The sequence below is a fragment of the Acidiluteibacter sp. genome, assembly GCF_055129545.1.
On the sequence record NZ_JBSRUB010000013.1, the window covers coordinates 610512 to 634476 of the forward strand.

Genomic DNA, 23965 nt, shown 5'->3' on the forward strand with positions numbered 1-23965 from the left:
TAAAAATTAGTCTTGGATTTTTCGAATAAGTACATCACAAAACATTTCAGGGTGCAAGGCCAAAAAAAGCATCTCAAAGTTATGCTCTAGCATAAATTCATTGGTAGCTTGAACCACACCATACTCTTCTTTCGCAAAATGATCATACATGATGTAGTCATTCATTACGAGGTAACCATTTGGCTTTAAAACTCGAATACACTCCGCTAAATCTTTCTTTACTGATTTGTAATCGTGGGCGGCATCGATATACATCCAGTCGAAGTAATTTTCTGGAAATGCGGATAAAACATCCCATGACAGGCCTTTCATCACTTTTACTTTGTCTCCTAAGATTTCAAATTTACTCTTAATGTAAAATTCATGATTACTTTTATTGAACCTATTTTTGTGGGGATAGTCATTCGCATTATACGTATCGGCTAAAATAAGCTCCTTCGGTTGGACAATTTCTAATAGATGCTGAGACCAGTCGCCTCCCAATACGCCAACTTCTATACCGATGGCATTTTTTGGCAAGTGTTGTAATATTTCATATCGATTCACTAGTACTTTACAGTTACTGACCATTTCAGTTTTCAACTTGGTGGCGTATACTCTTTTCTCTTGTTCAGTCATTTTTTTAGGATTTTAAATAGTTTACCCATTTTGATAAACCATTTGGGTAGGTGACCAAATTGGTTAGAATACCAATCTGTTATTTTGTTCATTTCATTTTTATACCAATCTATTTCTTTGGCTTTCTCTACTTCAAATCTTTCTACCTTTTCGGTCAATGCCAAAATTAGGTCTTTTTGAAAGGAGTTCCGAAGTGAATGATTTATTTCAAAGTAAGAAATATAGACTCTCTTCGGATCTGCTATTATCGACTCTTTTTGTTGTCTATTGAATTCATCATAAGTGGCTGTCGGAATAGAAGGGAGGACGCTTTTGTAGTTTTCTTGTGCTGCTTTTATGAAGTCATTACTATTCATCACATCCCAAGGGGTTTTACTATCTGTAAAACCGGCTCTAGCACACCTATTGGTATAGTCTACGTGTCCCATTCCTCGAAAGCCGAATGAATCAATATCCATATAGCCGACTTTTTCCAATACTTTAGGGGTGATGGTGTAGAAAAATCCGTGGGCATGCATCATAGGAACCCTACCTATTAATTTATTGTCGATAATCGGCAACTTTAATTGCTGTTCTCTACACCAATTTTGGTCACAAAAAACCAAATGGTCATTGCCTGTATTTATTGCTGTAGAATAGTATAGTTCGTCCCAGCCCGGTTTTAGAAAAGTGATATCATCATCAATCTTAAAGCAGAAGTCAAATGGAATTGTCTCTAACTTTTTTAAAATGGTATTCATTTGCTGATGAACGCCAATTCTATTGTTTTTTATGATTTCAATGTCACATTTTTCAATTGTAAGCTGCTCCAAATAGTCTAATGTTCCATCAGTTGAGCCGTCATCTGCAATAATGATTCTCCAATTGAAGCTGTCATTTTTTGTATTTACAAATGAGTTGATACACCTTTTTAAATATTTGATTCGATTGAAGGTAGTAATGGCTAGAATAAAACTTTTCATTAAAACCCTTTTTTTACTTTTACCCTTCTAAAAATTGAACCTATTTTCAAAAACCACCATGGTAAATGGTCATAGGTCCTACCATACCAATTACGTTCTAACTCTAATTTAGAGTAATTGTCATTCATTAATTTCAATTTAATTTGGACAGTACTTAATTCTTTAATTAGAGTTTGATTTTTATTAGTTAACATAATTTCTAGATTTTTTCTATCCTCTAAATCGTTTGATTGGTTAATATTATTTGAGGGTAAAATAGCTTTTGATTCTATGTTATCATATGTAGTTTTAACTAATTTGAAAAGTTCATTTATTGAGGTTAAGTCTTCTTTAGAATCAAAATATTCTAAGAAACTTTCTTGACTCTCAAAAAAAACAACTGCTTCAGACCAATTATTCTTATATATTATTTGTTGTTCCAGCTTTGAGAAGGTTTTAATTTTAGACTCAAACCGTTTCAAAAATTTTTCCTTTAAAACGAACATTTTTGAGTTTCTAACCTTGTTGCTTGTTTTTGAGGGTCTAGGGTTTAATTCTACCAATAATTCTTTAACTACTCCCATTTTATATTTATCAAAAAAGCGAATGTTAAATTCTAGGTCTTGATGTCTGTTAAAAGTTTCGTCAAACCCATTAATTGCTTCTAGAGCACTTCTTCTGTAGGTAGCAGTATTTGTATGCAAATAGTGCGAAATGAAATTTAAGGACAATAGGTCATAAGTTAAGTCTCCTTCTTTGTATCTATTAAGGTCATTGCTTTTTGAATTCCATCCTTTATAACCACAATATACGGCTGAAAATTCTTCAGGTAACTTTTTTAAAACTTGGATAGACTTTTCAACTTTTTCTGGAAAATAGATATCATCATCATCTAGAAATGAAATGTATTCACCATTTGAATTTAATAAACCTGTATTTCTGGCAGCAGCTCCATTTAAGTTACTTTTATGAGTTATGTATTTTATTGGAAAGCTTTTCTGTATTTGGTTTATAATTAATTCTGTGTTTTTTTGTTCTTCAGTACCTATACCATTGTCATCAACTACAACTATTTCAATCAAATCATAAGTCTGATCAATTAGTGAATTGATTGCATGTACTAAATTGTCACTTCTTTTATAGGTTGGAATTATTATACTGACTAAGCCTTTTTGGTATTTTTTTTCATTTTTGGTAGAGTTTAATTCAATTCTATCAAAACTTTTGGAGTGTATTAAATTTCCCCTTTTTTGATTAGTGACTTTTAATTTTAAATGATCAAATATTTTTTCGCAAATTAATTCAGTATTTACTAATAGTTCTCGGTTTATTGAAAGTATAAAATCACTTCCAAGATTTATATTATCATTTTTTATTATGTTGTCTTTAATTTCTATTTTGCTTGATTCTAAATACTCATTTTGATGAATAGGTCTAAAACCATTGTTGGTATTTAAAAACCACCGAATGTCGAAAATAGAATTTAAATCAGTATTTAATAAGTCAATATATTTTAAGTTTAATTTTGAATTCAAAATTATTGATATTGAATATTTTCGAGTTGGGAATTTGTATTTACTCAAGCTCCAGAGCATTCTTTCACCGTGTAAAAGTTGGTTTCTTCCTTCCCTTATACTGCTGCTACTTACATCGGGGATGCAGATATTAGGAAATGCTACGAAAGAATCCTCACTGTACTTGGTAAATAGAGTTCCTAATGGAATATGATCAAAAGGAGCATCAAAGTAACTTTGAGCTTTAATTAACTCATCAAAAATAGACTCATGAAGTCCTATTGCAAAGGAGCCACAAGTTTTTAATTCTAAAGGGTGGTAAAATCCATTATTTTTCGCTTTGTCGATATCAATCTCATCCCATCCATATTGAGAAGCACCAAAGTGAATTATTTTCCAAGTGTTAGATATAGAATTTAAGAATGCTTGAGCCTTCTTCTCAAAATAATCTACTAAGATGACATCATCTTCGAGTATCAGAATAGATTTATATTTTTTCTTTTTGGCATCTTTTAGAATTGAAATATACGTTTGAATATATCCAAATGCTCCTGGGGATTCAATAAACTTCCTACCTCTATATTTTTCAAGATCAGAGTATTGTTTAAATTTTTTAAGTTGACCAACCCCTCTATTAATGTAATTAATATACTGGGTCTTATTCTCTTCTAAATAACCATTTGTAGCATTCCAAAATTCAAAATCAATTTTTCTATCTTTAAGTTGTTTTGAGACAGAAAACCGATCTTTAAGTTCTTCCTTTAAATTTACTACATAAATTTTATCGAAAACAGCTTCCAAAAGCATATCACCCTCAGGCAATTCATTTAAAATCTGCAATACTTTTTCTTTTATTTGGATAAATTCATAATTAAAGTCACTGGTGTTAAACTTTTCATTAATAAATAAAAATAAATCGTCTGCTTTTTTATGATTTAATGGAATATTTTTTTTTGAAATAAACCCCAATAAATTATTCAAAGCATATATTTTAAGGTTATCTGAGAGGTCCCATATTTTTAAGAGATAATTCCAACGATTACAAAAAATTTCAGAAAATAGGAATAAATACTCTTCATTTAGATCGGCATATAAGTGCTCTAATACCTTTGTAAGGTCATCAATATGCTTTTGTTTCGTTTTTTGCTTTGTTATTGAAACTCCTTCTAAACGATAATTAAAAAGAATCTCGGTTGTAAAATCTATATGTTTAACTCTCTTGAAGGCTCTCGGTGTAAATTCTAAATCCTCATAATAAAGCTGTTCTTTAAAACTTATTTCATTAAAGATTTCAGAAGGAAAAATTTTATTACAAGCAGATGGTGTAATTTTGTCGCTAGCGAAAAGTTTTAACGCTTCATCTTGACTTATGGTTTCTTTTTTGGAAGGGATGAAACTCCATTCGACTTTATCATTTCTTTTTGAATGGAATCCGAAAATTAAAATGGATTTTTTAGATTTATTTTTTAGACTTTTAACCAAATAGTTTATAGAACCATCATTAAGCCAATCATCCGAATCTAAGAAAAAAAGATATTTTCCTTTAGCGTTTTTTATTCCGGTGTTTCTGGCTCCACCCAGACCTTTATTTTCACTATGGGTAATAATTTTGATATTAACATAGGGATATTTTTTAATATACTGCTTAAAAATACTAGCTGATGTATCAGGAGAACAATCGTCCACACCAATAATTTCAATTTGAGAAAGGCTTGTCTTATTATTTAATAATATGATGGAGTCAAGACATAATTTTATATAATTTTCAACATTATAAATTGGAATTATTATAGAAATTAAAGTATTATCTAACATATAATTATTATTCTTTTATAAAAAACTTATAGGTTCCTTTATGATTCTTGTTTAGCTCACACTCAAGATTGAATTTCTCTTGCCACTGATTTGCTATCTCACTTTCTTCTTTTCGATTTGCATCATCAAGATAAATAGTAGTATCACTTGAAAGATAATCTTTTAACAATGGAATCGCAGGGTATCTAGCCATATATTGTGTAACTCCTGGCGGCCCATCCACACTTATTATGGAAATGTTTCGTGGAAACTGAACTTTACTGATATCGTACCAAAGCCAATAGTCATTATCTATCTTATATTTAATTAATGGGCATAAGTAAAGGTCAATATAATCCTCCAGTTTATGTTCAAAAATCAATTGTTTTGTTTTTTCAAAATACTCATTATCATGTTCTAGCGAGATTACTTTGCCCGTTCCATTTTTTTTAACTGCATACCCCATTAATAATGTTGAAATTCCACTGCCAATATCAATAGCTGACCCTTTTTTATTTAATAAGCTATTGATTAGTGAGTGAGCAAAATCTGAACTTACTCTCCAATCATGCATAATAGGCAATGGGGCATTTAATTGGATTAAATTGTGAATAGATAAAAGCGCATCAATCCTTGCATAAACTACATTCGTTTGTTTAATCAGATTGAAATCTAAATGTTGTTTCTGATTTTCAATTTTTTCAAATAGTTCCTTGGGCAGAATTTCTAGGGCATCGTTAATATTATTTGATACTTTTAGCGTCTTATCTTGATTTATTCCTAATTGAGATGTAGATTTAGAAAGTTCTTGATTAAATAATTTAATTTTTTCCATCAAAGTCATTAATTCTTCCATCTTTATCAGATGGCTTTTTGATTCGTTTAATGCACTTTCTTTGATAGACATTAAGATAGATGCTTTAAGATTCTTTTCCGAATCAATCAATTGACGATGTTGATGGGATTGCTCTTCTCTGATTTTATCGGTTCTTGTTTCTAAACTTTTTTCAAAATCATCACTAGCCTTACTTAGGTGTTCAATAATTTCATTTCCTTGATTTTGGATTAGTTCTTTGTTCGTTGCAAGTTTGTTCTCAAGGTTATTTCGAATCTCTTCAATGATCGAATTTTGGCTATTGCTGGTAGCATTTTTTATTTGCTCTTCTAACTTATTTTGATAAGCTTGAAGCTTTGTCAACCCTTCTAAGAGTGTAGTTTCTAATTGTGATTTATTAGCAACAGTTGACTCCTTAAGACCCTTCTGCTCGTTTAAAATAAGATCAATTTGACTCCCTAAGGTATTTTCAAAATTAGTTTTTAGCTGCTCTAACTCATTTTTATATAACGCTATGCCTTCATTGTTTGCTAGGTTGGCCTCAGAAATTAAGTCACTTATTTGCTGGTTTGCTTCACTTATTAAAGTGCTTGTGCCAGTATAATTTTTCAGAAGTAATTGAATATCTTCTTCTATTTTCTTTTCAAAAGACTCACTCCAATTATTAACATCATTTACTGAGTTGACAACTGTCTTGATTTGATTCGATAGGTTTGAGTCTAGTTCACTAATTGCAATAGTATTACTCTCTTCTCTAGATTCAATGCGTTTAATAATTTCAATAAGATTAGCCTTTAATCCTTCAAATTTTTCATTTTGTGCCGTTTTTAACACTTGGTTCTGACTGCTTAACTCTCTCTCTAAGTTCTTGTTCGATTCTACTAAGTGGTCAAAAAGTGAGGTAGTGTAGTCTTTAAGCGCTACTAATTTATCCTCAAGTTCTTTTTTAGTGGAACTGCTTTCCACGTTACTGTCAACTAGTTTAGCCTCTAATTTTTGAATGGAATCTATTAATAGCTGATTTGAAGATGAAATTGCTTCATTTGTTGATTCATTTTTTGAAAGTACTTGGTTGATGAGACCTTCTTGCTTGTTCAGGTTTTCTATGATTTGCTTTTCAATCAAACTGATTTGAACCTCAAAAGAGCTTTTAAACAATGAGAACTCTTCTAGTAGCTTCTCTTTATTTGAATTTACAATGTCGATGAGTTGCTCACTCTTTTCTTTTTGATTTAAAACGTGATCTGCAAGTTGAATCTTTAGTAGTTGCACGTCACTTTCTATACTATCTTTAGCTAAATCAATCTTCTCTTGAGTATTGGTTTGATTTATTTTTAGTTCTGCTAATTGCTCGTTGATCCACTTTGAGTAAATCGTAACTGTGATAAAGATCAATATAAAGACAAATTCTAGCACAATGGATAAAATAATTCCTTCGTAGGAAAGGGCGCCGAAATATTGACTAGTAACTAGCTGAACTACATTTAGCACAGATAGCACCAAAAGAATACCTTTGATATTTTTAATTAAATGATTCATTATTCTTTGGGAGTATTTATTTTTTAAGGTATAGGTTTCTGATTTTTAAAGGCGAGCAAACTAAATATGAAGCTAAAAAATATTAACCCTTGCACTCTGCTTAATAAATTTTCAGTCAAACAACTAATTACGAAAATAGTGATAAAGCCTAAGAATAGCCAATTTTTAGCTAAATATGAGCGTCTTATAAAGTAGGTAATAAAGCATAGGAACAATAGTAAACCAATTATCCCTGTACTCAGCCAGATATCAAAAAATTGGTTGTGAGTATTGTAGTTGCTATTGATGGCAAGTAAAAAGTTTTTTTCTCTATACTTTTCTTGTAATTTGTCTTGTACATCTCCATCACCATAACCAATCCATGGAGATTTTTTGATTAATTCCCATGAGCAACTCCAGAGGGCTAATCGAGTATTAAACCCATTCCAGTTCTCGTCAGAGTTCTCCCCATTAAAATGATTTATTGGGTTCGGGTTGTCAAATCTATATTCTAGATTGGTAACACTTTTAAACCGCACGATTACTTTCGGAAAAACAGCCAAGAGTCCCATTAGCGCCAAAAGAGTAGTAAATACTAATAATAGTCCTTGTCTTTTAGTCAACTTTTTGAGTGCAATCCAACCGATGAAAATTCCAATAATCAAGGCTGTTATTAACAGAGAGGTTCTACTTGCTAGTAGGTATTGAGCAGCAATCAGGGCTATAAAACAAAGGCTAGCAACCGTTTTATCCAATACCTTTTTAATGTCATTTTGAACAATAAAAAAACACAAGAATGCCAATGCAGAATTTATGAAATAGGCATAATAAACAGCTTGTTTGTCAAATAATGAGACTAAATTATCATTATAAAAATAGCCAGAATCATTTGTACTTCCTACAATGTCTATCTGATGTATAAATCCAATAATTGGATAGAGACTAACTAATAAAATAACCCATTTTAATATACCATTTAGAGGCAATTTTTTGTTGGAGAGTAATCCAAATATAATGGGCAATAGAATTAAACTTAGCTTACTTTCAATTTCTTTCCATCCTGAGGAAAGGTTGGTAGTATAGGTTAGGCTAATGAAATAGATGAAAAATGGAATGGTGGTCATCCAAAAGTGAGTGGATTTGAATAGCTGCTTTGAAGCACTGATTATGCTTTTTTGAATCAATGCAGTTAGTCCCAATAAGAGAATACAAACATTTGTAGCTATTGCAAAAGCTGATAAATGGGATGCTATGAGAAGCAGCATCAAAAGAACTGAAAGCCTATTGGTTTTCATTTTGAGGTATTTACTTGCCTGTATTTTTTGGAGTGGTTTTTCTAAAAATGGCCTGGTAGAGATTGTTGTACTCAATTGCACACCGATGGTTGCTAAAATGTCTGTTGTACATTTTCAATGAATTAATAGATTTCTGTTCCAGCACCTCTCTATTTTCTTTTAAAAATAGGATATTTTCAATAGCTTTTATTCTGGTGTTAAAAAGAAAACCATTAATTCCATGATTTACTAAGTCATTGTTTCCAACACATTTGCTCATAACTAGTGGGAGTCCATATCCCATAGCCTCAATCCCGGCTAAAGGTAAGCCTTCCCATAATGAAGTTGAAATGTAGATGTCGGCTTCACTTAAGTGCTCAAATACTTCACGTCTGGAGCACCAACCTGTAGCTTCTACATGCGTTAATTCGTGCAATAGCTCTCCATCGCCTATCCATTTAAAGGTGATATTTGGATCGTCTTTGAAGAAATAAGCTATTTTGTTGAGGAATCTTGGATTCTTTTGAATTGTAATTTTTCCACAAGTAACTATTGTTAGCTGATCAGAAGAATTTTGTTTCTTTTTTATGGAAGAAATAGAAACTCCATTTTGAATAATTCGAGTATTAATTTTTAAACGACTAAAAGCTCTTTTTTCTGATTCGCTGGAACTTACGATTTTCGCACTCCATCCACCAAAAAACTTTTCAATGAGCTCGTACAGTCTTATTTTTCTTTCAGAAATATCTTTACGCAAAAATGAAGCCCCATTTGGGGTGTAAACCACATTGCGATAACCGCAAAATGCCGCCAATATTCGACCCAATACTCCTGCTTTGGAGGAGTGAAGGTGAAGAATGTCAAATTTATGACTCTTAAGTATTTTTTTTAACTCAAAAAATGCTTTTAAATCCTTGATAATACTAATTTCTCGCTGGGCATTTTTCCATTTAATAAATGTTGCTTTCCCTTCGTACTCTTGAATTATTTCATCAATTCTTCTGGTGTCTTTGCGTTCTCCATGGACAATGATGTGTCGATACTCTTCCATTCCTGAAACCAATTCATGGATAAACGTATTGACGCCTGTTGCAAATGGTTCTACAACATGGATTATTGTCATTTAAGTTGCATTTTTAGCTTTTGTATCCAAGATGAAGGGGTATTAATTAATGCGATGTTGTATAGGATCCCATAAAGTAGATACAGGTCTTTTTTTCCATATTTCATCACAATCTTTAATTTACTTCTATTCTGGTTCTTTTTTTCTGACATAGAAATTCCAGTCTCATTGTGTTCAGTATTTGTGAGGTATTTTGGAATGTTTGCCACTTTTGAATATTTGGCCATTTTGAAGAAATAAGCGTAGTCTTCGGCTGCGCTATAGTTGGATGGATATTTCCCTAAGCTTTTAACAATCGAAAGTCTATACATCGCAGATGGATGAATGATACTGCAACGAATCGACATTTTGTTTTTTATTTTACGGTGTTCCGATGGAGGACGGAATTTAAATAATTCTTTCCCGGAGTCCTTACAAATCCATTTTACCCAAGAGCCAACCAGAGAGTGCTCAGGATTCGCAGTTAAAAAATCTTCTTGAATCTTAAAACGATTTACAACACAGGTGTCACCGCAATCTAATCGAGCGATAAATTCGTGGTGTCCATGTTGTGCGATATAATTTAAACCAGTGTTTAGGGCATTTGTTATGCCCTCATTTTTCGATAAAAATATAAAGTCTAAACAGATGTTTTTGTTAATGAGCTTATTTAATTCTTGAGAAATGGGTAAGTTTTTTTTGTTGCTTCCGTCGTCAATTACTAATACATCTATTCCATTGGGATGATGGATAGATTGTATGGTTTTTATTAAGCCCTGAAGATTATTATAATGAGGAATTAGAACAATAGTTCTATTTAAATCGTGCATTCAAAGTAGTTTTTATTATCTATCTATAAACGAAATTTAGTTGATTTAGGTTGGAAAAAAATTGGGAAAATAATTAACCACCTTGTTTTCTTTCGAATTTAGATTTTTATATAGACGCTTTATTGATCTATTTCGTTGCCTTGTTTTTTTAAAATTATTGCACAAAGTTAATATAACTATAACGTTGATTTTTATTTGTCTGTGATTATTTTGGTCCCCCTCGTATCTTTTTACCAAGGGAAATTCTAAAATTTAGAACGCCTCCAATACTTTTCGTCACTACTTTTTAGAAAGGACAGGCCTTCTTACATTAAATAAATAAGAGTAGTCACTTTGTTCGAGTCGGCCGATAAATTAAGGAATTAGTTGTGAAATGGAAGCTTGGTAAAATTGAAAGTTATTTTGATAGTTTTTAGAGGTGGAGTTAATGAAATAAGGTATTTAAGATTTTGTTGATGGCTTATTTGCTAAATAATTCCATGAGGTTATAGTAAAGAAATTTTGGAACTACATAGGTGTATCTTTTGAGTAATCTCTTGGGTTCTTGGCAAACCCGGTAAAACCATTCCATCCCAATTGTTTGTATCCAAGTTGGTGCTTTTTTTACTTTTCCAGTGTGAAAATCGAAGGCAGCACCAATTGGTAAAATGGCATGAACGCTGGTAAATTGGGCTATTCGATGTGAAAAATACAGTTGTTTGGGTGCCCCAAGTCCAACCCACAGAATAGAAGTGTTAGAGCTATTTATTGTAAGGGCGATTTCCTTTAATTCATCATCAGATAATTCCTTAAAAGGTGGAGAATAAGTTCCTGAAATGTTGTAATTTCCCCAGCTTTCGCATTTTACTTTTAATTGTTCTGCAACACCCTCGCTTCCGCCACATAAAAAATGATTGATGGGTGAACCATTAGTTTCTTTTATTATTCGTTCAAAAAATTGAGAACCACCGATTCGAGTAGCATTTTTTTCTCCCTTTAGGTTTAAGATCCAAACTGAAGGCATTCCATCGGGAAGGTGCCAATAATATTTTTCTGTAACTTTTCTAAACGCTATATTCTCTTTAGCGTGAACCAGTACATTGGCATCTGAAGGACTAATGAGTAGGTTTCTCTTTTCTTTCGTTAATAAGTCAATGAATTCAACGACCGAAGAGTCAATTCCTTTTCCGTACAATTCAGTTCCTAATACGTTCATTTTTTATTTTGTTGAATCACTTTTGAATAAATGGATATTAATTGATTGTAATTACTATTCTCACTGTATAAGTTTATATGATCTTCAAATCCTTGAGCAACCATGGTTTTTACCAACTCTTTTTCCTTTAGCGAAATTTGAATTTTATCTATTAAATCATTGCTGTTTTTTGGAGTGAAAAGTAATCCATTTATTTGATTTGAAATAATGGATTTCATCGCACCAATATTACTCGCGATTACCAATGTTTTATGGGCAAAGGCTTCTAAAATTGTCATGGGCATACCCTCGTAATAGTAGGAGGGGAAAAGCAAGGCTGTTGCATTTTTTATATATTCTAATGTTTCTTTATTTCCCAATTTTCCAAGGAGTTCCACATTTTTAATTCCTATGAGCTCCGTTTGCAATTCACCTTCTCCAATAAATTTAATTGGCAGTGACAATGAGGGAGCAATCTCTGAAAGTAATTTGACTCCTTTTTGTCGATCTAATCTTCCTACGTAAATAAAATAGGGTTTAGTATTTTTTGATTTAACAGATGCTGGTGGTGAATTCACAAAATTCGGTTTTACTGTAAGCTTTTCTTCGGGCAATCCACCAGCTAGAAACTTTTGTTTGGCAAAATCCGTTAAACAAAGATAGGCGTCTACATCAGTTGTCCAGGTATTTTTAGCTTTATTTTTTTCTATCATTCTAGCTATTGCGTAGGTCTGAATAGAAGAGTTGCGATAACACTTTTTAAGCACAGAACCATAAGTTGTTGTGGCGGTGATACAGTCTTCACAATTCCGACCATTGCGATAAAGTAAACCATTTGAGCAAATTAACCGATAATTGTGCAAAGTAAAAACGACAGGAATTTTCAAGTACTTACAAGCTTTGAAAATAGCTGGAGAAATTAATGGTAAGAAATTATGAACATGACAAACGTCTGGTTTTTCAGTCTTTAATAAATCTATAATTTCTAAATAGGATTTTTTAGAAAATGTTGTAGATTTCAACAGCCGGAATTTTTCTATTGAAGAGTAGGAATTAATTTCCTCGTTGTATCTATAATATGGAATCACTAGGTGACCTTTTTCTTCTAGAAGTTTTTTTTCATTGGACACCACAGAATCTTCTCCTCCACCTAATTGATAGTAATTATGCGCCAATAGAATTTTCATTGCTCTTTTTTTGAAGAGATAAATAATTGTTTTTCCCAATGAAAAGCACAAATCAAAAATAAAAAGAAAATAATGCCTCTTTGAGTTTGGAGGGTAGATTCAGTCAAACTAAACGACGTAAATAGAATCAAGAAGATGGCAAGTAGTGGTTGATTATACTTGATGCTGGAACGGAATGCCAATGATAAAATTAATAACAATAGCAATACCATCACTATTCCATTTGACATCCAGTATTGCAAAAACATATTGTGTGAATTGAAGTTGTCTGCCAATCCAATTGTAAAGTTACTTTCTTGGTATGCTTTCGTTAATTCGTCTTCAGAATCACCTGTCCCCACACCTCCTATCCATCCTTTTTTTATCACATCAATAGAATTATCCCAAATAGCCATTCTTAGAGATAATGGCCGCATATTGTCAACGCTGTAATCTTTTTCTATTTCTAGAGTTTCTAATTTTGTGGTGATAATAATGGAAGAAAAAGTGAGAACGGTTATTAATAGCAAAATTGAAGCAATGAGATAACTCTTTTTTTCTAACAATTGTTTGCGATATCGAATTCCTAAAATACCAAGGAGAATTAATGGATAGATGACTGCAAAATTTGAAGATTTTAATAAATACAATAGGAATGTTGAAAATAACAAGTATCCAAAATATGCTATTTTCGTCGACCTTTTCTTTACCTGCTGATTGGCTAAAAGATAAACGACAACTGATCCACCAAAGGCTAAATATAAGGTGTAATAAATGGCATGCATTCCGGCTGGACCTGTTAATAATTGATGCATGAATACATTGTAACCAAAATGTTTTGAGTTTGTTAAGTAGGCACTTCCTGTTTCAAGATAAAATTGAGTAGCAATTCCCAAGCAATAAAGTCCTAGTAAAAAGGCTGAAAGTAGAAAAGTATTGAGTAGAAGCCTTTGGTGTTCTTTGTTTATTTTTAGAATAGGTAATGTTATAAAAGGAAATACTAAAAATCCCAAATTTCGCTCAATTATAGATTTTCCATAACCTAAGTTTTCAGAATATACTAAGCCAATGACGAGCAATAAAAACATCAAAGGAAGAATCCACAATTGGCCTAACTTTTTGATTGTTAATTGACGGAGAATTAAACCTACGATGGTGAGTACGCAAAGAATAAGAATGGCTAGGCTGTTGTATTCAGTTGGCAAAAAGAAGCTTACCATGAAATATAAATAGGCTAGTGTACACCAACAAGAGTATTTACTTAAACTACAGTTCATTGGTGGGGTTGGGTTGAGTTGAATAAAGCTTCCATCTTAATAGTAAAAAACAAAGGCAGCACCAGTATATTGCCATATCAAATATTCCAATTGTTATTCCTATAGTTAACAGAGGTACGAAAATAATTCCTACAAGTACTTTTTTGTTCCATTCTGGATTCGGTAACCACCTTTTTACTTGTGAATAAATCATTTTATACAAAAGTAATAATAAACACAAACCAAAAAATCCCGCGCTGATAAAGATGCTTAGGAAAGCATTGTGCGGATCGTAAGCAATGTCCGATTTTGAGGATATTCTTAGTGGATAGAAATTCTCGGGAGTGGCATAAACTGTAAATAGTTGAGTACTGGCTCCTGCACCTGCTCCAAATAAATAATTAAAGAAGGAAAAGTCTTTTATAGCGTCTAGGTATATGTTCCAAATGGTTCCTCTTCCGGTTAGCATTTGGTCGGGAAAATAATAACCGGTGTAATGATGAATAACTTGTAAGTAATTTAATATTAGGCTTGTAAAAATAATACCTCCAACAAATAACAAGAAAATTAGCCAAGGTTTAGAGATGATTCTAAATTTAGAGAGCGTTCCTCTATTGATGTATCCCAAGTAGTAAATAAATAAAACTGAAACACATCCAACAATTGCTTTGAAGTAGGTCATCAAGCTTACCATTAATAAAAAGACAATTAACCAAAAAGCTTCTTTTTCACGTTTGAAAAATTGAGAAAGGGTCGCAAAACAGATGATAATTGAAAGTTCTGAACCGTGATACAGCAGTCCATTTGGTCGTGGAATTTGAGTCCCATTTGCTGCGTAGGCAAAGTTTTGATAGGTTGCATTCCAGAAAGTAATGGGGATAATTTTAAAGAATTGAAGAACTGAAATAATTATAGGAACCCACAACAAAGCAAAAAAGCGATTGACATATTTATTTATTGTTTGATTGGTTAAGTTCTGATTCGAAACCATATCAATGGCGCATACCAATATAGTACTGCCAAAAAATAAATCGATAAAACTTTTTATATTCCAATACTCTTGGAACAATTGAATTACTAGATAGAATCCTAAAAAATAGATGTACCACCTTTTATTGGGATTATTCAAGAGTATAACTAAGCTTGTTAAAAAAGCTAATCCGATGCCAATAAAGTGAATTTTAATTGGAAATGGGGGGATGACATTTCCTAAAATGATAAAAATTGGAGTAAAACTTAATAATTCTAAGAATATAATATAAAGTGCTTTGTCTTTTCTATGGTTAAAAGTTTCCAATATTTAACCTTTTAGATGATTCATTACTTTTTTGTATTCTATTGGCAATGAAATACAAAGTGGCAATAAAGAAATGCAGGTCGCAATAATTACTCCTTTAACACCATATATTTTAATGAGGTATAATGACAAAGGAACGTTGATAATTGCAGATAAAATCAGCCAGTTCCTTTGTGATTTAATATTATTTATGCTGTTTAGGAAATAGGCAAAAATATTATACCAAGCTGTCAATAATGCTGCTATAGCAATAAATACAGAAAGACCAATAGGGATGTAAATGGATTCTCCGATCCAAAGTTGGTAGACAGTATTAGAAAACAATACCATAAGAAAAGAACTTACTGCCAGTCCTAGCCATATTATCATTAATTTTTGAATGTTGGCTTTAATCCAAGTACTGTCTTTTTTATGCACAGCCTCTGCAAATGAAGCCCAATAAGGCAATAGAATAATGTTGAAAATAACAGAAATAAGATTAAAATATTTAAATGCGACGTTGTATTTTGTTACTTCCTCTCCATTTAAAACATTGACTATGATTAGATTATCCGTAGAGAAAATAATCAAGATGCAAAGTTGAATAGCGAAGAAGGAAATGTTGTTTTGTGTTAATGGATTGCTTTGGCTTTTTAAATCATTAGAAATTATTGGTCTAAGATCCTTTAAGGATTTTTTAAACAGAACCAAGTTCGAAATCGACCAAACCAAAAATGGGACAAAAGAAAACCAAAAACAAAGCAATAGAATAGATGGCGATTCGATGAAATGACTTAGAATCAATAATCCAATTAGTGTGACTCCATTCTGAATAACAATTATTTTATAGGTACTTGATGCTCTATGGGTTGATAAAAGTAGGGAGTTTAAAAAATATAAAGTAAAGTGTAAAAAGTAGAAGGTGATGCAAGTAATTAGGCCCCATTTGAGGTAGGGATAGTTGCCACTTTCTGGCGTAAATAGCTGCTCTATTGGGGAAAAGTAAATGATTGGCACAAGCAGGGCTATAAAGGAAAAATACACTTGTATAAGATTTTTAAATGCTCTGCCAACAAGCTCTCGAATAGGATCAAATCGTTCATCAGAAAAATAGGTGGTAATCTGATTTCTAATACCATTACTAATACCTACTTCAATGGCAGAGAACCAAGTCAAAAATGAAAATATAGACAACCATATTCCATACTTTTCTTGACCTGCAAAGTCGATAGTGACACGAATGATTATAAAAGTAAACAGTACATTGATGGCTTTATAGCAGGTAGATTCTATAACATTTCTTCTGAGAGTACTAGATCTTTTTATTGGTTCGCTTTCCATGATTATATTGCAGGCATTGCCCGTTTAATAGCTATTAAAAGCGCTGCTAGTGCAAAGAATGAAAGCGAGAAAAAAGCCATCCTACCTAATTTGCCCAAACCAACTTTATAACCGATAGTGTTGAAATGCGAATAAATGATATAGCATGAACTGTAATTGGCTATCAACGCATCAATCTTGGATACTTCTTTTGAATAATCAATCATCTTGGCATAGACATCCATGGGATTAATCGTTGATTCCTTACTCTGACGATCCAAATTAATGATGGTTCCTGTAGTTGTTTTATTGCTGGCTTTTGCTTGCTCCAACATCACACTATTGGTGATTTTTTTCAATGTATCTAAACTTTCCATTTCTTTAATTAGGATAGTACGTTCGTTTTCCAATATGCTCAGTATGTTTTTTCGCATGTGGTTCAGCTCAGGGACTCTTTCTAAATAGGCCAAAAATGGAGCTTCTATTTTTTCAAAAATAAATTCATTACTGGACTTAATGATAATCATATTTTTATTGCTGTAGGAATTTTCACCATCTTCAAGAATCTCGTCTATTTTAATGTATCGTTGATAGGAAGTATCCAAGTTCTTGAAAACCGTATTAACATATTCTATACGTTCTTTTAGACTTGAATATGGAATGACCTCGAATTCAGTAATCGATTTAGCTTCATCAATTGTCAAGTTTAATAAGGAGCCAATTTTGTCAAATTGATCTCTTTTTAACAATGAGTTAAAATAGTTAATGTCAGAGATTAGTTGCTCTTTGGCATCTATGTTCAGCTTGACTACCATGCTGGAAGCATACTCTTTCGGAGCTATAGAAAAGCTAAAGTATCCTAGGATTGCGCCTAAAATAGCTATTAGTGCCAGTTTTTTGATATTGATTATCAAAAATAAAAATATTGATTTAAGGATGCTTCCTATGGCACTAAACCCTTTTCCAACAGCATACAAGATACGTATGACAATGCGTTCTATATCTTTGATTACCGGGGTTAAAGTCTCTTCTTCTGGAATATTATTCTTATCCATTGATGCTATTTTAGAAAACAAAGATAAATTTTATAGTTTGTTGAATTCAATTATCCTGAGATAAAAATGAATTCCATTTTTTATAGTCAAAGGAAGCTAACTAGTTCATGATTGACGTAGTTATTTTCAAAAAAAGTTTGTATCTAAATTCATTTACAAATCATAATTTTGGTCAGATTATGAAAGTAGCTCTGCTTACCAATTTTATTCCGCCTTATAGAAAGTCTCTTTACCAGTTAATTGCGAAACGAGTAGATCATTTTAAAGTGTATTTGTCAACTGCAATGGAGTCGGATAGAAATTGGCAAGTAAATCACGATGGACTCGATGTTGAAATTCAAAAAACATTGAGCTATCGCAAGGAATGGAAACATGAAAATGGCTACAATCAATTCGTAGATATTCACATCCCATATGACACAGTTTATAGATTATTTAAGTTTCGGCCGGATGTTGTAATCTCTGTAGAGCTGGGTATTAGAAGTTTATTGTCGTCAATATATTGTTCGCTGTTTGGTAAGCAATTGATACTTTGGCTTGCTCTTTCTGAACATACTGAGAAAAATAAGAAGGGGTTAAGAATTAAACTGCGGAAATACTTATTGGGGAAGTCATCCGCTATACTTTGCAATGGGGAGAGCTCTAAAAATTATGTAAGAGGTCTGGGGATAGAAAAGCCATTTTACTTTGTTGCATGTAGTAGTGATTATGAAATAAAGGATCCTAAAACGAACTTTAATTCAGACAAAAAGCAATTCTTGTATACTGGTCGTCTAATTAATTTGAAAGGAATTTCTCAAATGATAGATGAAGTGAGCAATTGGGCTACTAAGAATAAAGAGGACAAGATTGAATTAATTATTGCAGGATATGGTCCTGAAAAGTCTCATTTTTCAAAATTAGATACCTTTTCTAATGTTAGTTATAATCTCCTTGGGGATTTAAAGTATGAGGAGTTAAATGAATGGTATTCTAAGGCAGATTATTATTTATTCCCCACCTTAGGAGATGAATGGGGAGTGGTCGTAAATGAAGCGTTATTAAGTGGTATACCTGTATTGGGAAGTATATATAGTCAGGCCGTTTTACAGTTAATCGAAGACGATAAAAATGGTTGGCAGTATGATCCTTTGAAGAAAGGAGATTTAGAGCGTTTGTTGACTAAAGCGGTTGGAACTACCAACGAGCAGCTTGAGAAAATGTCTGTTTATGGACTAGAAGTTGTGAAAGAAGTTACCCCAGAAAAGGTATGTTCAGAAATAGTTTCAGCTTTAAATTATGCTAGAGGTAGTAAGGAAAGTTAAAAACTAAAGAGTATTCTTTTCAATTTTCTAGCCACCTGTTATATGTTTCCTCAATTTTATCTTTTGTAAAAAAGTGTTGACTGTATTTCGATTGGAGAAGTGAGTCTAAATAAATTCGACTGAACCTTATGGTATTTTTAAATTCGTTGTAAAGATGACCATTGCTGCTTTCAGCTGTAATATTCACATCCTTTAAAATGAAAGAATCTTGTTGAATGAATTTACCGATTTGGGCTTCTTTAATAGAATTACTAAGGGCACTATTTAGGATTAGAACTGTAAAATTATCTTTTGATAGGAATTGAAAACCCTCTTCTTGATTGAATTCGTAGTCGTAAACATCAATTCCCGTATCTCGTTTAAATTTTTGATCAAACCAATCAATAGCATATAAATGAGGTAGCTTTTCGTGATAAATTTGGATTAAAGGTTCTATTCCTCCTTTGTATTGACTGATTGGTGTGCCCACATACAATTCAAAAGCATCAAAAAATGCAGAGACATTTCGCTCAACCGGGTTCCTGAATAAAGTGATAACATTCAGCTTTTTATTGGGCTTTATTAGTTTGTTCTGTATGATTTTTATTGGGCTTTTGCTATCTGGAATTAATCCATTTTCAAAACAAAATTGCTGCATCATCCTATCTTCTTCTAAATTCAATGCGTGTATATGAAAGCAAGGAATGTTGGTTTGTTTCTTTATGGATGAATACACACTCATGGAGCCCACTTTCGCCATGGTATAAACTAACGCAGGAGTTCTATATGAAAGCCACAGTCTTAATCTTGAGGCAAAAAGTCTTAAGTGGTCAATGGTGTAATATCTAATAAATGCCTTCATTTTATGGAGTAACTGTTATTTTTTTAAGCGTATAAGCTCCTCTTCTAGAATGATGATCAGTGAGGTAGTAAATTTCTTTATCATTAACCAAAACTGGATTTTTCTTTAATGAATAGTCGTTAGTTATTTTTTTGTTTTTATAAAAGACTTGCCCCTCAGTTATTTTGCATGAAGTGGTGTCGAAATTACTAATCGAAATGTTGGATTGAATGACCTCATTCCCATTCTTTCCGAGTGCTTCATAAACAAGAAAGTTGTTTTCGGCATAGAAGTCATGAATTAAGAAATGTTCTTTTGTTGATAAGACATAATCAGAGTTTTCGACGTTGGGGTTTTTCAAAACCACTAGAATTAGAAAAGGGATAAACACAATTATAAAGACCTTAAAAAAATCAAGGTTAAATCTAGCGTTGAAGCTATACAATAAGGTTAAGCTAAGTAATACGCTCAACCACATTCTAGTAAATTCGAAAACGATTGGAAGTCCAATTAGCCAATGAAAAGGAAAGTTGCAGATGAGCAATAAAAGGATAAAGCTGCCGATTTTTAATCTTTTTGAGAATTCTCCCCTAAAAATTTCAAGAGCCGGAATCAACCATAAAATTTGAGCATAAGTAGCCGTTCTGGATTGAATTAGAAATAAGGTGACAACCCAAATAGATAAGAGTCTAAATGGTTTTTCTTTCTGGTTAAAACTTGTAGAAATCGCTAAAGACAAAAACATCGCCGCGAAGGTCCATGAAATGATTTTATAGGTTAGTTCGCTGTTAAATAATACATCAGGATTATAGTATTGATCTTGAACAAAAAGTGTTTTTACGAATACTGTAAATGTCTGTGCATTTGATTGGAAATTTACCGTGCTTTCATTAAGAATAGCATTGGGCATTACCTCTAAGAGATACCTTTCCCAAAAGGAAAACCCTCCAACTAAAACAGAAATGGCTATTAAAACCAAAGTGCTGGTACTAACCAGAGCTATCGATTTCCATTTTTTACTATAGACTAAAGGGATACAATAGTAAATGGGAAATACTTTTGTCAAGATAGATAAGCCAAGTAATAACCCACCCACAAATTTTTTATTGGTGTTGATATAATGGTAACTGAGGATAATAAAAGAAAGAATTAGGAGGTAAACCTGACCAAATTCAATGTTGTTTCTAATGGGCACAATGAATAATAAAGGAATAAGAAGAAGGAAAAAACGATTGTGTTCATTCAAATACCTTTTACTAAAAAGTTGTAGTGCTAGTGTGAAAAATAAAACACTGATGAGGTTAAATACTAATTTGGAGTAGAAGGCATTTTTAATTAATGCAAAAGGGTAGAATAAGGTGGCAGTAAATGGTGAATTCAAATAGAAGTCAGCAAGAACGTCGTTGTATCCTTTGCTCCATGCGTATTGATTGAAGTCATAAATGTCATACAAAACGGTTTCTGGAGGGATGTTTTCTGTTGCTAATAATGCAGGAAAATAATTGTTGGCAAAATCATGCAGCGGTTGGTCTAATGCAAAAATGGAAAAAATCAATCCAACTAAAACTGTTGGGATTAAATACCCAATAGGATTTGTGGTCAGATAGTTTTTAATCCTATTTAGTTGTTTCATTGGTAGAGACCGAAGTTTTGATAAACAAAAATAGAACTTCTATTCGGTTAAAGGTAGACTCAGAATATTTGATTCCGATTTAGTTGAATTCTGTATATCTGCAAAATTTTAATCCCTATTTTTGATTCATAGAAAAACTCCAATTAAACCTTGTTTCATCATCACTCAATTTATTTCAGAAAGTAAAATGTTTAAAATAGTTGCAAAATATGTAAGTGTTTTACTTTTAGTTAGCTTGTTAATTAATTCGTGTAAAAAAGATGATCTACCATTGGATGAAACAAGTCCATCAGTGATCAATTTGCATTATTATCAAAATGATAGTGAAACAAAACAAGAGTTTGAGAAGGGGTTAAAGTGGGCATTTTCCTTTTTAGGAGCTGAGCTAAAAACAGGTTCTTGGGAAAGTGGAGTGACTAGGATAAATGAAGAGTCGTTTCGTGTCGATTTTTCCAAATTAGGTTTTTCTTCAAATGGGATAAAGCAGCTCAATCTATTGATTCAACAATTTGTGCTAAGTGATGAATACACCAAAACTAGAGGGATAGATGCAGGTCGATTTATTACTAGTATTCTCAATAATTCAAACCATTATTATAAGATTGTTGGAATGCCAGAAACCCTAGATGGGTTTAATGGAAAAGCAAATTTTCTTAGTAAAAGGGCAGCCATCATTGAATCTGCAGTAGCACTGAAAGAACGGATTGTCAATCTACCATTATCCGATGTTGAAGTAGCTCAATTGAAGTATTGGGCAGAAGAATTGTCGGGTTCACTAAAAGATTCTACAGAGAAGGTGGAGGAAAATGAAGTGATGGATATAATGGCAAATGGACAACTTCGTTTTGGAATTTACAACAAACAAAAGGAGTTAATTGGCGGTTCAGATGCGAGTTTAACAATAGCAGGGAAGCCTGCGAAATGCTTGTGGTGCCATGAGACAAGTATTCAAAAGGGATTTGCGGCGATTACTGAAATTCCTGGATACTATTCCCCAAATCAGTTTGATAGTATTGTTGATTTAAATAATATTGAATTAAAGAATTACCGAAATTCATTGGATTCTGAAATAGATTTCAACGATAGAAAAGCACATACGGCCACAGAAAAATTATACATTCGATATTTTGAACCTTCAGCTAAACGACTTTCCAAAGAATGGAGTTTAAGTATTCAACAAGTAGAGTCACTTTTACAAAATATTCCAACACATATTCACGATGAGTTTCCTGAGTTTGGAAACTTGTACCATAGAGATGAAATACAATCGTTTTCTCCCTACCAAGTTTTACCAAGTGCTGCAAGTGCAAGAGAAACAGTTTCATTTGAAATTGATTTGTTGCCATGAAGCCGACCCCGAAAACCATTAAAAGAACAAAGTTTATTGGACTTGAAGGGTTGAATTTTGCGATTCGACCTATTCATACCAGCCTGATATCTTTATTGGTAATCCGATTAGTCGATATTGAGTTGTGGGGACAATTCGTTTTTTACCTCTTAACCATTGAAGTGATTACTATGGTTTTAAATTGGGGTCAAAGAGCCTATTTGATGCGGGAGTTCTCATTGCAGCCTCAACATATAGGCAGTCTGCTCTCAACAACTTTATTGGCGAGAGTTCCACTACTTATTGGTGCTTTACTTGTTCTTCTAATAGGGCGAGACTTTAGAATTTATTTCTCGAGTTTATTCTTGTGGTTGACATTTAAATGGTTGGCTAACCTTTTCGAATCACTGATTAAGTTTAACAGAACGTATTGGTATTCAATACTCGCAGAAGTAATAGCTATGTGTGTTGCAATAGTCTATTTGTTATATCATTATCAAACCGTAACAATGTCTGAAGTGATTTTTGCCTTTGCATTGTCTTCCTTCACTCGACTAATTGTTTTGTCCCCAATACTTAAAAATCTAACAAGAATAAAATTCAGTTGGATTGCTCTCTTTTCAAACCTTAAAGTGACTTTGCCCATTTTTGCCATTTCTATTGCGGCATTGTTACAAGTAAAAGGCGATTTATATACCGCTACTTTCATGTTGGATGATATAGAGTTGGCAAAATATCAGGTAATGATTAGTTTTTTAGTTCTCGGACAAACAATAGCTTGGGTGATTTTGGGGCCGTTTCAAAAGAATATCTACCGTTGGAAAGAAAGTAGTTTAATAGAACTTAAAAGGAAGTACTTGATCTTAGGAATTTTAATTTCCAGTGTTTTTTCTGTCCTCTTATTATTTGGTTTAAGAATTTTTTATCAAATCGAAATTGAGTTCTGGTACTCAATTTTATTTTTCGCATATATGCTTCCGCTCTACTTTTATTTAATTGAAAGTCAATTAATGTTGAAGTTAAAACAGGAGAAAAAGTTGCTGAAATTTAGTTTCTTCGCTGCTGTAGTGAATATTTGCGCTGCCATTTTATTAATTCAATTTTTTGATGTTGTTGGAGCATTGATTAGCGGTATATTAGGAAGCCTCCTAATGGGGCTTTTAGTGGTGAATTATGTGAAAAAGAATGTAGAATAAAGTTTGAGAAAG

At 32.4% G+C, this 23965-nt stretch carries 18 protein-coding genes; 3 read left to right on the forward strand and 15 right to left on the reverse strand.

All coding sequences use genetic code 11. From position 1 onward, the window contains the following. Window positions 1-6: 6 nt before the first annotated feature. The 13 genes from ACTB0X_RS08650 to ACTB0X_RS08710 all read right to left on the reverse strand — a co-directional run bounded on the left by ACTB0X_RS08650 (window position 7) and on the right by ACTB0X_RS08710 (window position 17673). Window positions 7-618, reverse strand: a complete 612-nt coding sequence (locus ACTB0X_RS08650) for a class I SAM-dependent methyltransferase (RefSeq protein WP_463024601.1) — start codon at window positions 616-618, stop codon at window positions 7-9. Further along, window positions 615-1580, reverse strand: a complete 966-nt coding sequence (locus ACTB0X_RS08655; protein ID WP_463024602.1) for a glycosyltransferase family 2 protein — start codon at window positions 1578-1580, stop codon at window positions 615-617. Before ACTB0X_RS08655 ends, ACTB0X_RS08650 begins: the two co-directional genes overlap by 4 nt. Next, window positions 1580-4888 carry a glycosyltransferase gene (locus ACTB0X_RS08660; RefSeq protein ID WP_463024603.1) on the reverse strand — a complete coding sequence of 1103 codons (3309 nt, stop codon included), beginning with the start codon at window positions 4886-4888 and terminating at the stop codon, window positions 1580-1582. The genes ACTB0X_RS08655 and ACTB0X_RS08660 overlap by 1 nt, the downstream gene beginning before the upstream one ends. A gap of 7 nt (window positions 4889-4895) precedes the next feature. Beyond that, on the reverse strand, window positions 4896-7241 hold the full coding sequence (locus tag ACTB0X_RS08665; RefSeq protein WP_463024604.1) for a class I SAM-dependent methyltransferase: 2346 nt from the start codon (window positions 7239-7241) through the stop codon (window positions 4896-4898). A gap of 23 nt (window positions 7242-7264) precedes the next feature. After that, window positions 7265-8515 (reverse strand): O-antigen ligase family protein, encoded by a 1251-nt coding sequence (locus tag ACTB0X_RS08670; protein ID WP_463024605.1) that lies wholly within the window; start codon window positions 8513-8515, stop codon window positions 7265-7267. A 10-nt stretch (window positions 8516-8525) separates the two neighbouring features. Beyond that, window positions 8526-9617: a glycosyltransferase gene (locus ACTB0X_RS08675; RefSeq protein ID WP_463024606.1), complete on the reverse strand. Its 1092-nt coding sequence runs from the start codon at window positions 9615-9617 to the stop codon at window positions 8526-8528. Beyond that, entirely contained in the window at window positions 9614-10426 is an 813-nt protein-coding gene (locus ACTB0X_RS08680; RefSeq protein WP_463024607.1) for a glycosyltransferase, read from the reverse strand. The genes ACTB0X_RS08675 and ACTB0X_RS08680 overlap by 4 nt, the downstream gene beginning before the upstream one ends. Window positions 10427-10886: 460 nt before the next feature. After that, entirely contained in the window at window positions 10887-11621 is a 735-nt protein-coding gene (locus ACTB0X_RS08685) for a WecB/TagA/CpsF family glycosyltransferase (protein WP_463024609.1), read from the reverse strand. After that, entirely contained in the window at window positions 11618-12787 is a 1170-nt protein-coding gene (locus tag ACTB0X_RS08690; RefSeq protein ID WP_463024610.1) for a glycosyltransferase family 4 protein, read from the reverse strand. The genes ACTB0X_RS08685 and ACTB0X_RS08690 overlap by 4 nt, the downstream gene beginning before the upstream one ends. Continuing rightward, window positions 12784-14043: an O-antigen ligase family protein gene (locus ACTB0X_RS08695; protein ID WP_463024611.1), complete on the reverse strand. Its 1260-nt coding sequence runs from the start codon at window positions 14041-14043 to the stop codon at window positions 12784-12786. Before ACTB0X_RS08695 ends, ACTB0X_RS08690 begins: the two co-directional genes overlap by 4 nt. Further along, the gene (locus ACTB0X_RS08700; RefSeq protein ID WP_463024612.1) at window positions 14033-15319 is read right to left on the reverse strand and encodes an O-antigen ligase family protein; all 1287 of its coding nucleotides are present in this window, start codon (window positions 15317-15319) and stop codon (window positions 14033-14035) included. The genes ACTB0X_RS08695 and ACTB0X_RS08700 overlap by 11 nt, the downstream gene beginning before the upstream one ends. 3 nt (window positions 15320-15322) lie before the next feature. After that, window positions 15323-16639, reverse strand: a complete 1317-nt coding sequence (locus tag ACTB0X_RS08705) for a lipopolysaccharide biosynthesis protein (protein WP_463024613.1) — start codon at window positions 16637-16639, stop codon at window positions 15323-15325. A 2-nt stretch (window positions 16640-16641) separates the two neighbouring features. Further along, a complete protein-coding gene (locus ACTB0X_RS08710) occupies window positions 16642-17673 on the reverse strand; it encodes a hypothetical protein (protein WP_463024614.1) in 1032 nt (343 codons plus the stop codon). Between the two features lie 179 nt (window positions 17674-17852). Here ACTB0X_RS08710 and ACTB0X_RS08715 point away from each other — a divergent pair, with 179 nt between their 5' ends. Further along, the gene (locus tag ACTB0X_RS08715; protein ID WP_463024615.1) at window positions 17853-18977 is read left to right on the forward strand and encodes a glycosyltransferase family 4 protein; all 1125 of its coding nucleotides are present in this window, start codon (window positions 17853-17855) and stop codon (window positions 18975-18977) included. A 19-nt stretch (window positions 18978-18996) separates the two neighbouring features. On the opposite strand, the gene ACTB0X_RS08720 is transcribed toward ACTB0X_RS08715, so the two are convergent. Together ACTB0X_RS08720 and ACTB0X_RS08725 are read right to left on the reverse strand one after the other, a co-directional pair. Beyond that, window positions 18997-19818, reverse strand: a complete 822-nt coding sequence (locus ACTB0X_RS08720) for a putative capsular polysaccharide synthesis family protein (RefSeq protein ID WP_463024616.1) — start codon at window positions 19816-19818, stop codon at window positions 18997-18999. Window position 19819: 1 nt separating this feature from the next. Next, window positions 19820-21430 (reverse strand): glycosyltransferase family 87 protein, encoded by a 1611-nt coding sequence (locus tag ACTB0X_RS08725; protein WP_463024617.1) that lies wholly within the window; start codon window positions 21428-21430, stop codon window positions 19820-19822. A 121-nt stretch (window positions 21431-21551) separates the two neighbouring features. On the opposite strand from ACTB0X_RS08725, the gene ACTB0X_RS08730 reads away from it, so the two are divergent. Then, window positions 21552-22778, forward strand: a complete 1227-nt coding sequence (locus ACTB0X_RS08730) for a hypothetical protein (protein WP_463024618.1) — start codon at window positions 21552-21554, stop codon at window positions 22776-22778. Then, window positions 22775-23953: a polysaccharide biosynthesis protein gene (locus tag ACTB0X_RS08735; protein WP_463024619.1), complete on the forward strand. Its 1179-nt coding sequence runs from the start codon at window positions 22775-22777 to the stop codon at window positions 23951-23953. The genes ACTB0X_RS08730 and ACTB0X_RS08735 overlap by 4 nt, the downstream gene beginning before the upstream one ends. Window positions 23954-23965 lie beyond the last annotated feature (12 nt).

Bases quoted from the DNA above. Each gene is read 5' to 3' on its own strand.
- ACTB0X_RS08650 (WP_463024601.1), bottom strand. From the start codon at position 618: ATGACTGAACAAGAGAAAAGAGTATACGCCACCAAGTTGAAAACTGAA.
- ACTB0X_RS08655 (WP_463024602.1), bottom strand. From the start codon at position 1,580: ATGAAAAGTTTTATTCTAGCCATTACTACCTTCAATCGAATCAAATAT.
- ACTB0X_RS08660 (WP_463024603.1), bottom strand. From the start codon at position 4,888: ATGTTAGATAATACTTTAATTTCTATAATAATTCCAATTTATAATGTT.
- ACTB0X_RS08665 (WP_463024604.1), bottom strand. From the start codon at position 7,241: ATGAATCATTTAATTAAAAATATCAAAGGTATTCTTTTGGTGCTATCT.
- ACTB0X_RS08670 (WP_463024605.1), bottom strand. From the start codon at position 8,515: ATGAAAACCAATAGGCTTTCAGTTCTTTTGATGCTGCTTCTCATAGCA.
- ACTB0X_RS08675 (WP_463024606.1), bottom strand. From the start codon at position 9,617: ATGACAATAATCCATGTTGTAGAACCATTTGCAACAGGCGTCAATACG.
- ACTB0X_RS08680 (WP_463024607.1), bottom strand. From the start codon at position 10,426: ATGCACGATTTAAATAGAACTATTGTTCTAATTCCTCATTATAATAAT.
- ACTB0X_RS08685 (WP_463024609.1), bottom strand. From the start codon at position 11,621: ATGAACGTATTAGGAACTGAATTGTACGGAAAAGGAATTGACTCTTCG.
- ACTB0X_RS08690 (WP_463024610.1), bottom strand. From the start codon at position 12,787: ATGAAAATTCTATTGGCGCATAATTACTATCAATTAGGTGGAGGAGAA.
- ACTB0X_RS08695 (WP_463024611.1), bottom strand. From the start codon at position 14,043: ATGAACTGTAGTTTAAGTAAATACTCTTGTTGGTGTACACTAGCCTAT.
- ACTB0X_RS08705 (WP_463024613.1), bottom strand. From the start codon at position 16,639: ATGGAAAGCGAACCAATAAAAAGATCTAGTACTCTCAGAAGAAATGTT.
- ACTB0X_RS08710 (WP_463024614.1), bottom strand. From the start codon at position 17,673: ATGGATAAGAATAATATTCCAGAAGAAGAGACTTTAACCCCGGTAATC.
- ACTB0X_RS08715 (WP_463024615.1), top strand. From the start codon at position 17,853: ATGAAAGTAGCTCTGCTTACCAATTTTATTCCGCCTTATAGAAAGTCT.
- ACTB0X_RS08720 (WP_463024616.1), bottom strand. From the start codon at position 19,818: ATGAAGGCATTTATTAGATATTACACCATTGACCACTTAAGACTTTTT.
- ACTB0X_RS08725 (WP_463024617.1), bottom strand. From the start codon at position 21,430: ATGAAACAACTAAATAGGATTAAAAACTATCTGACCACAAATCCTATT.
- ACTB0X_RS08735 (WP_463024619.1), top strand. From the start codon at position 22,775: ATGAAGCCGACCCCGAAAACCATTAAAAGAACAAAGTTTATTGGACTT.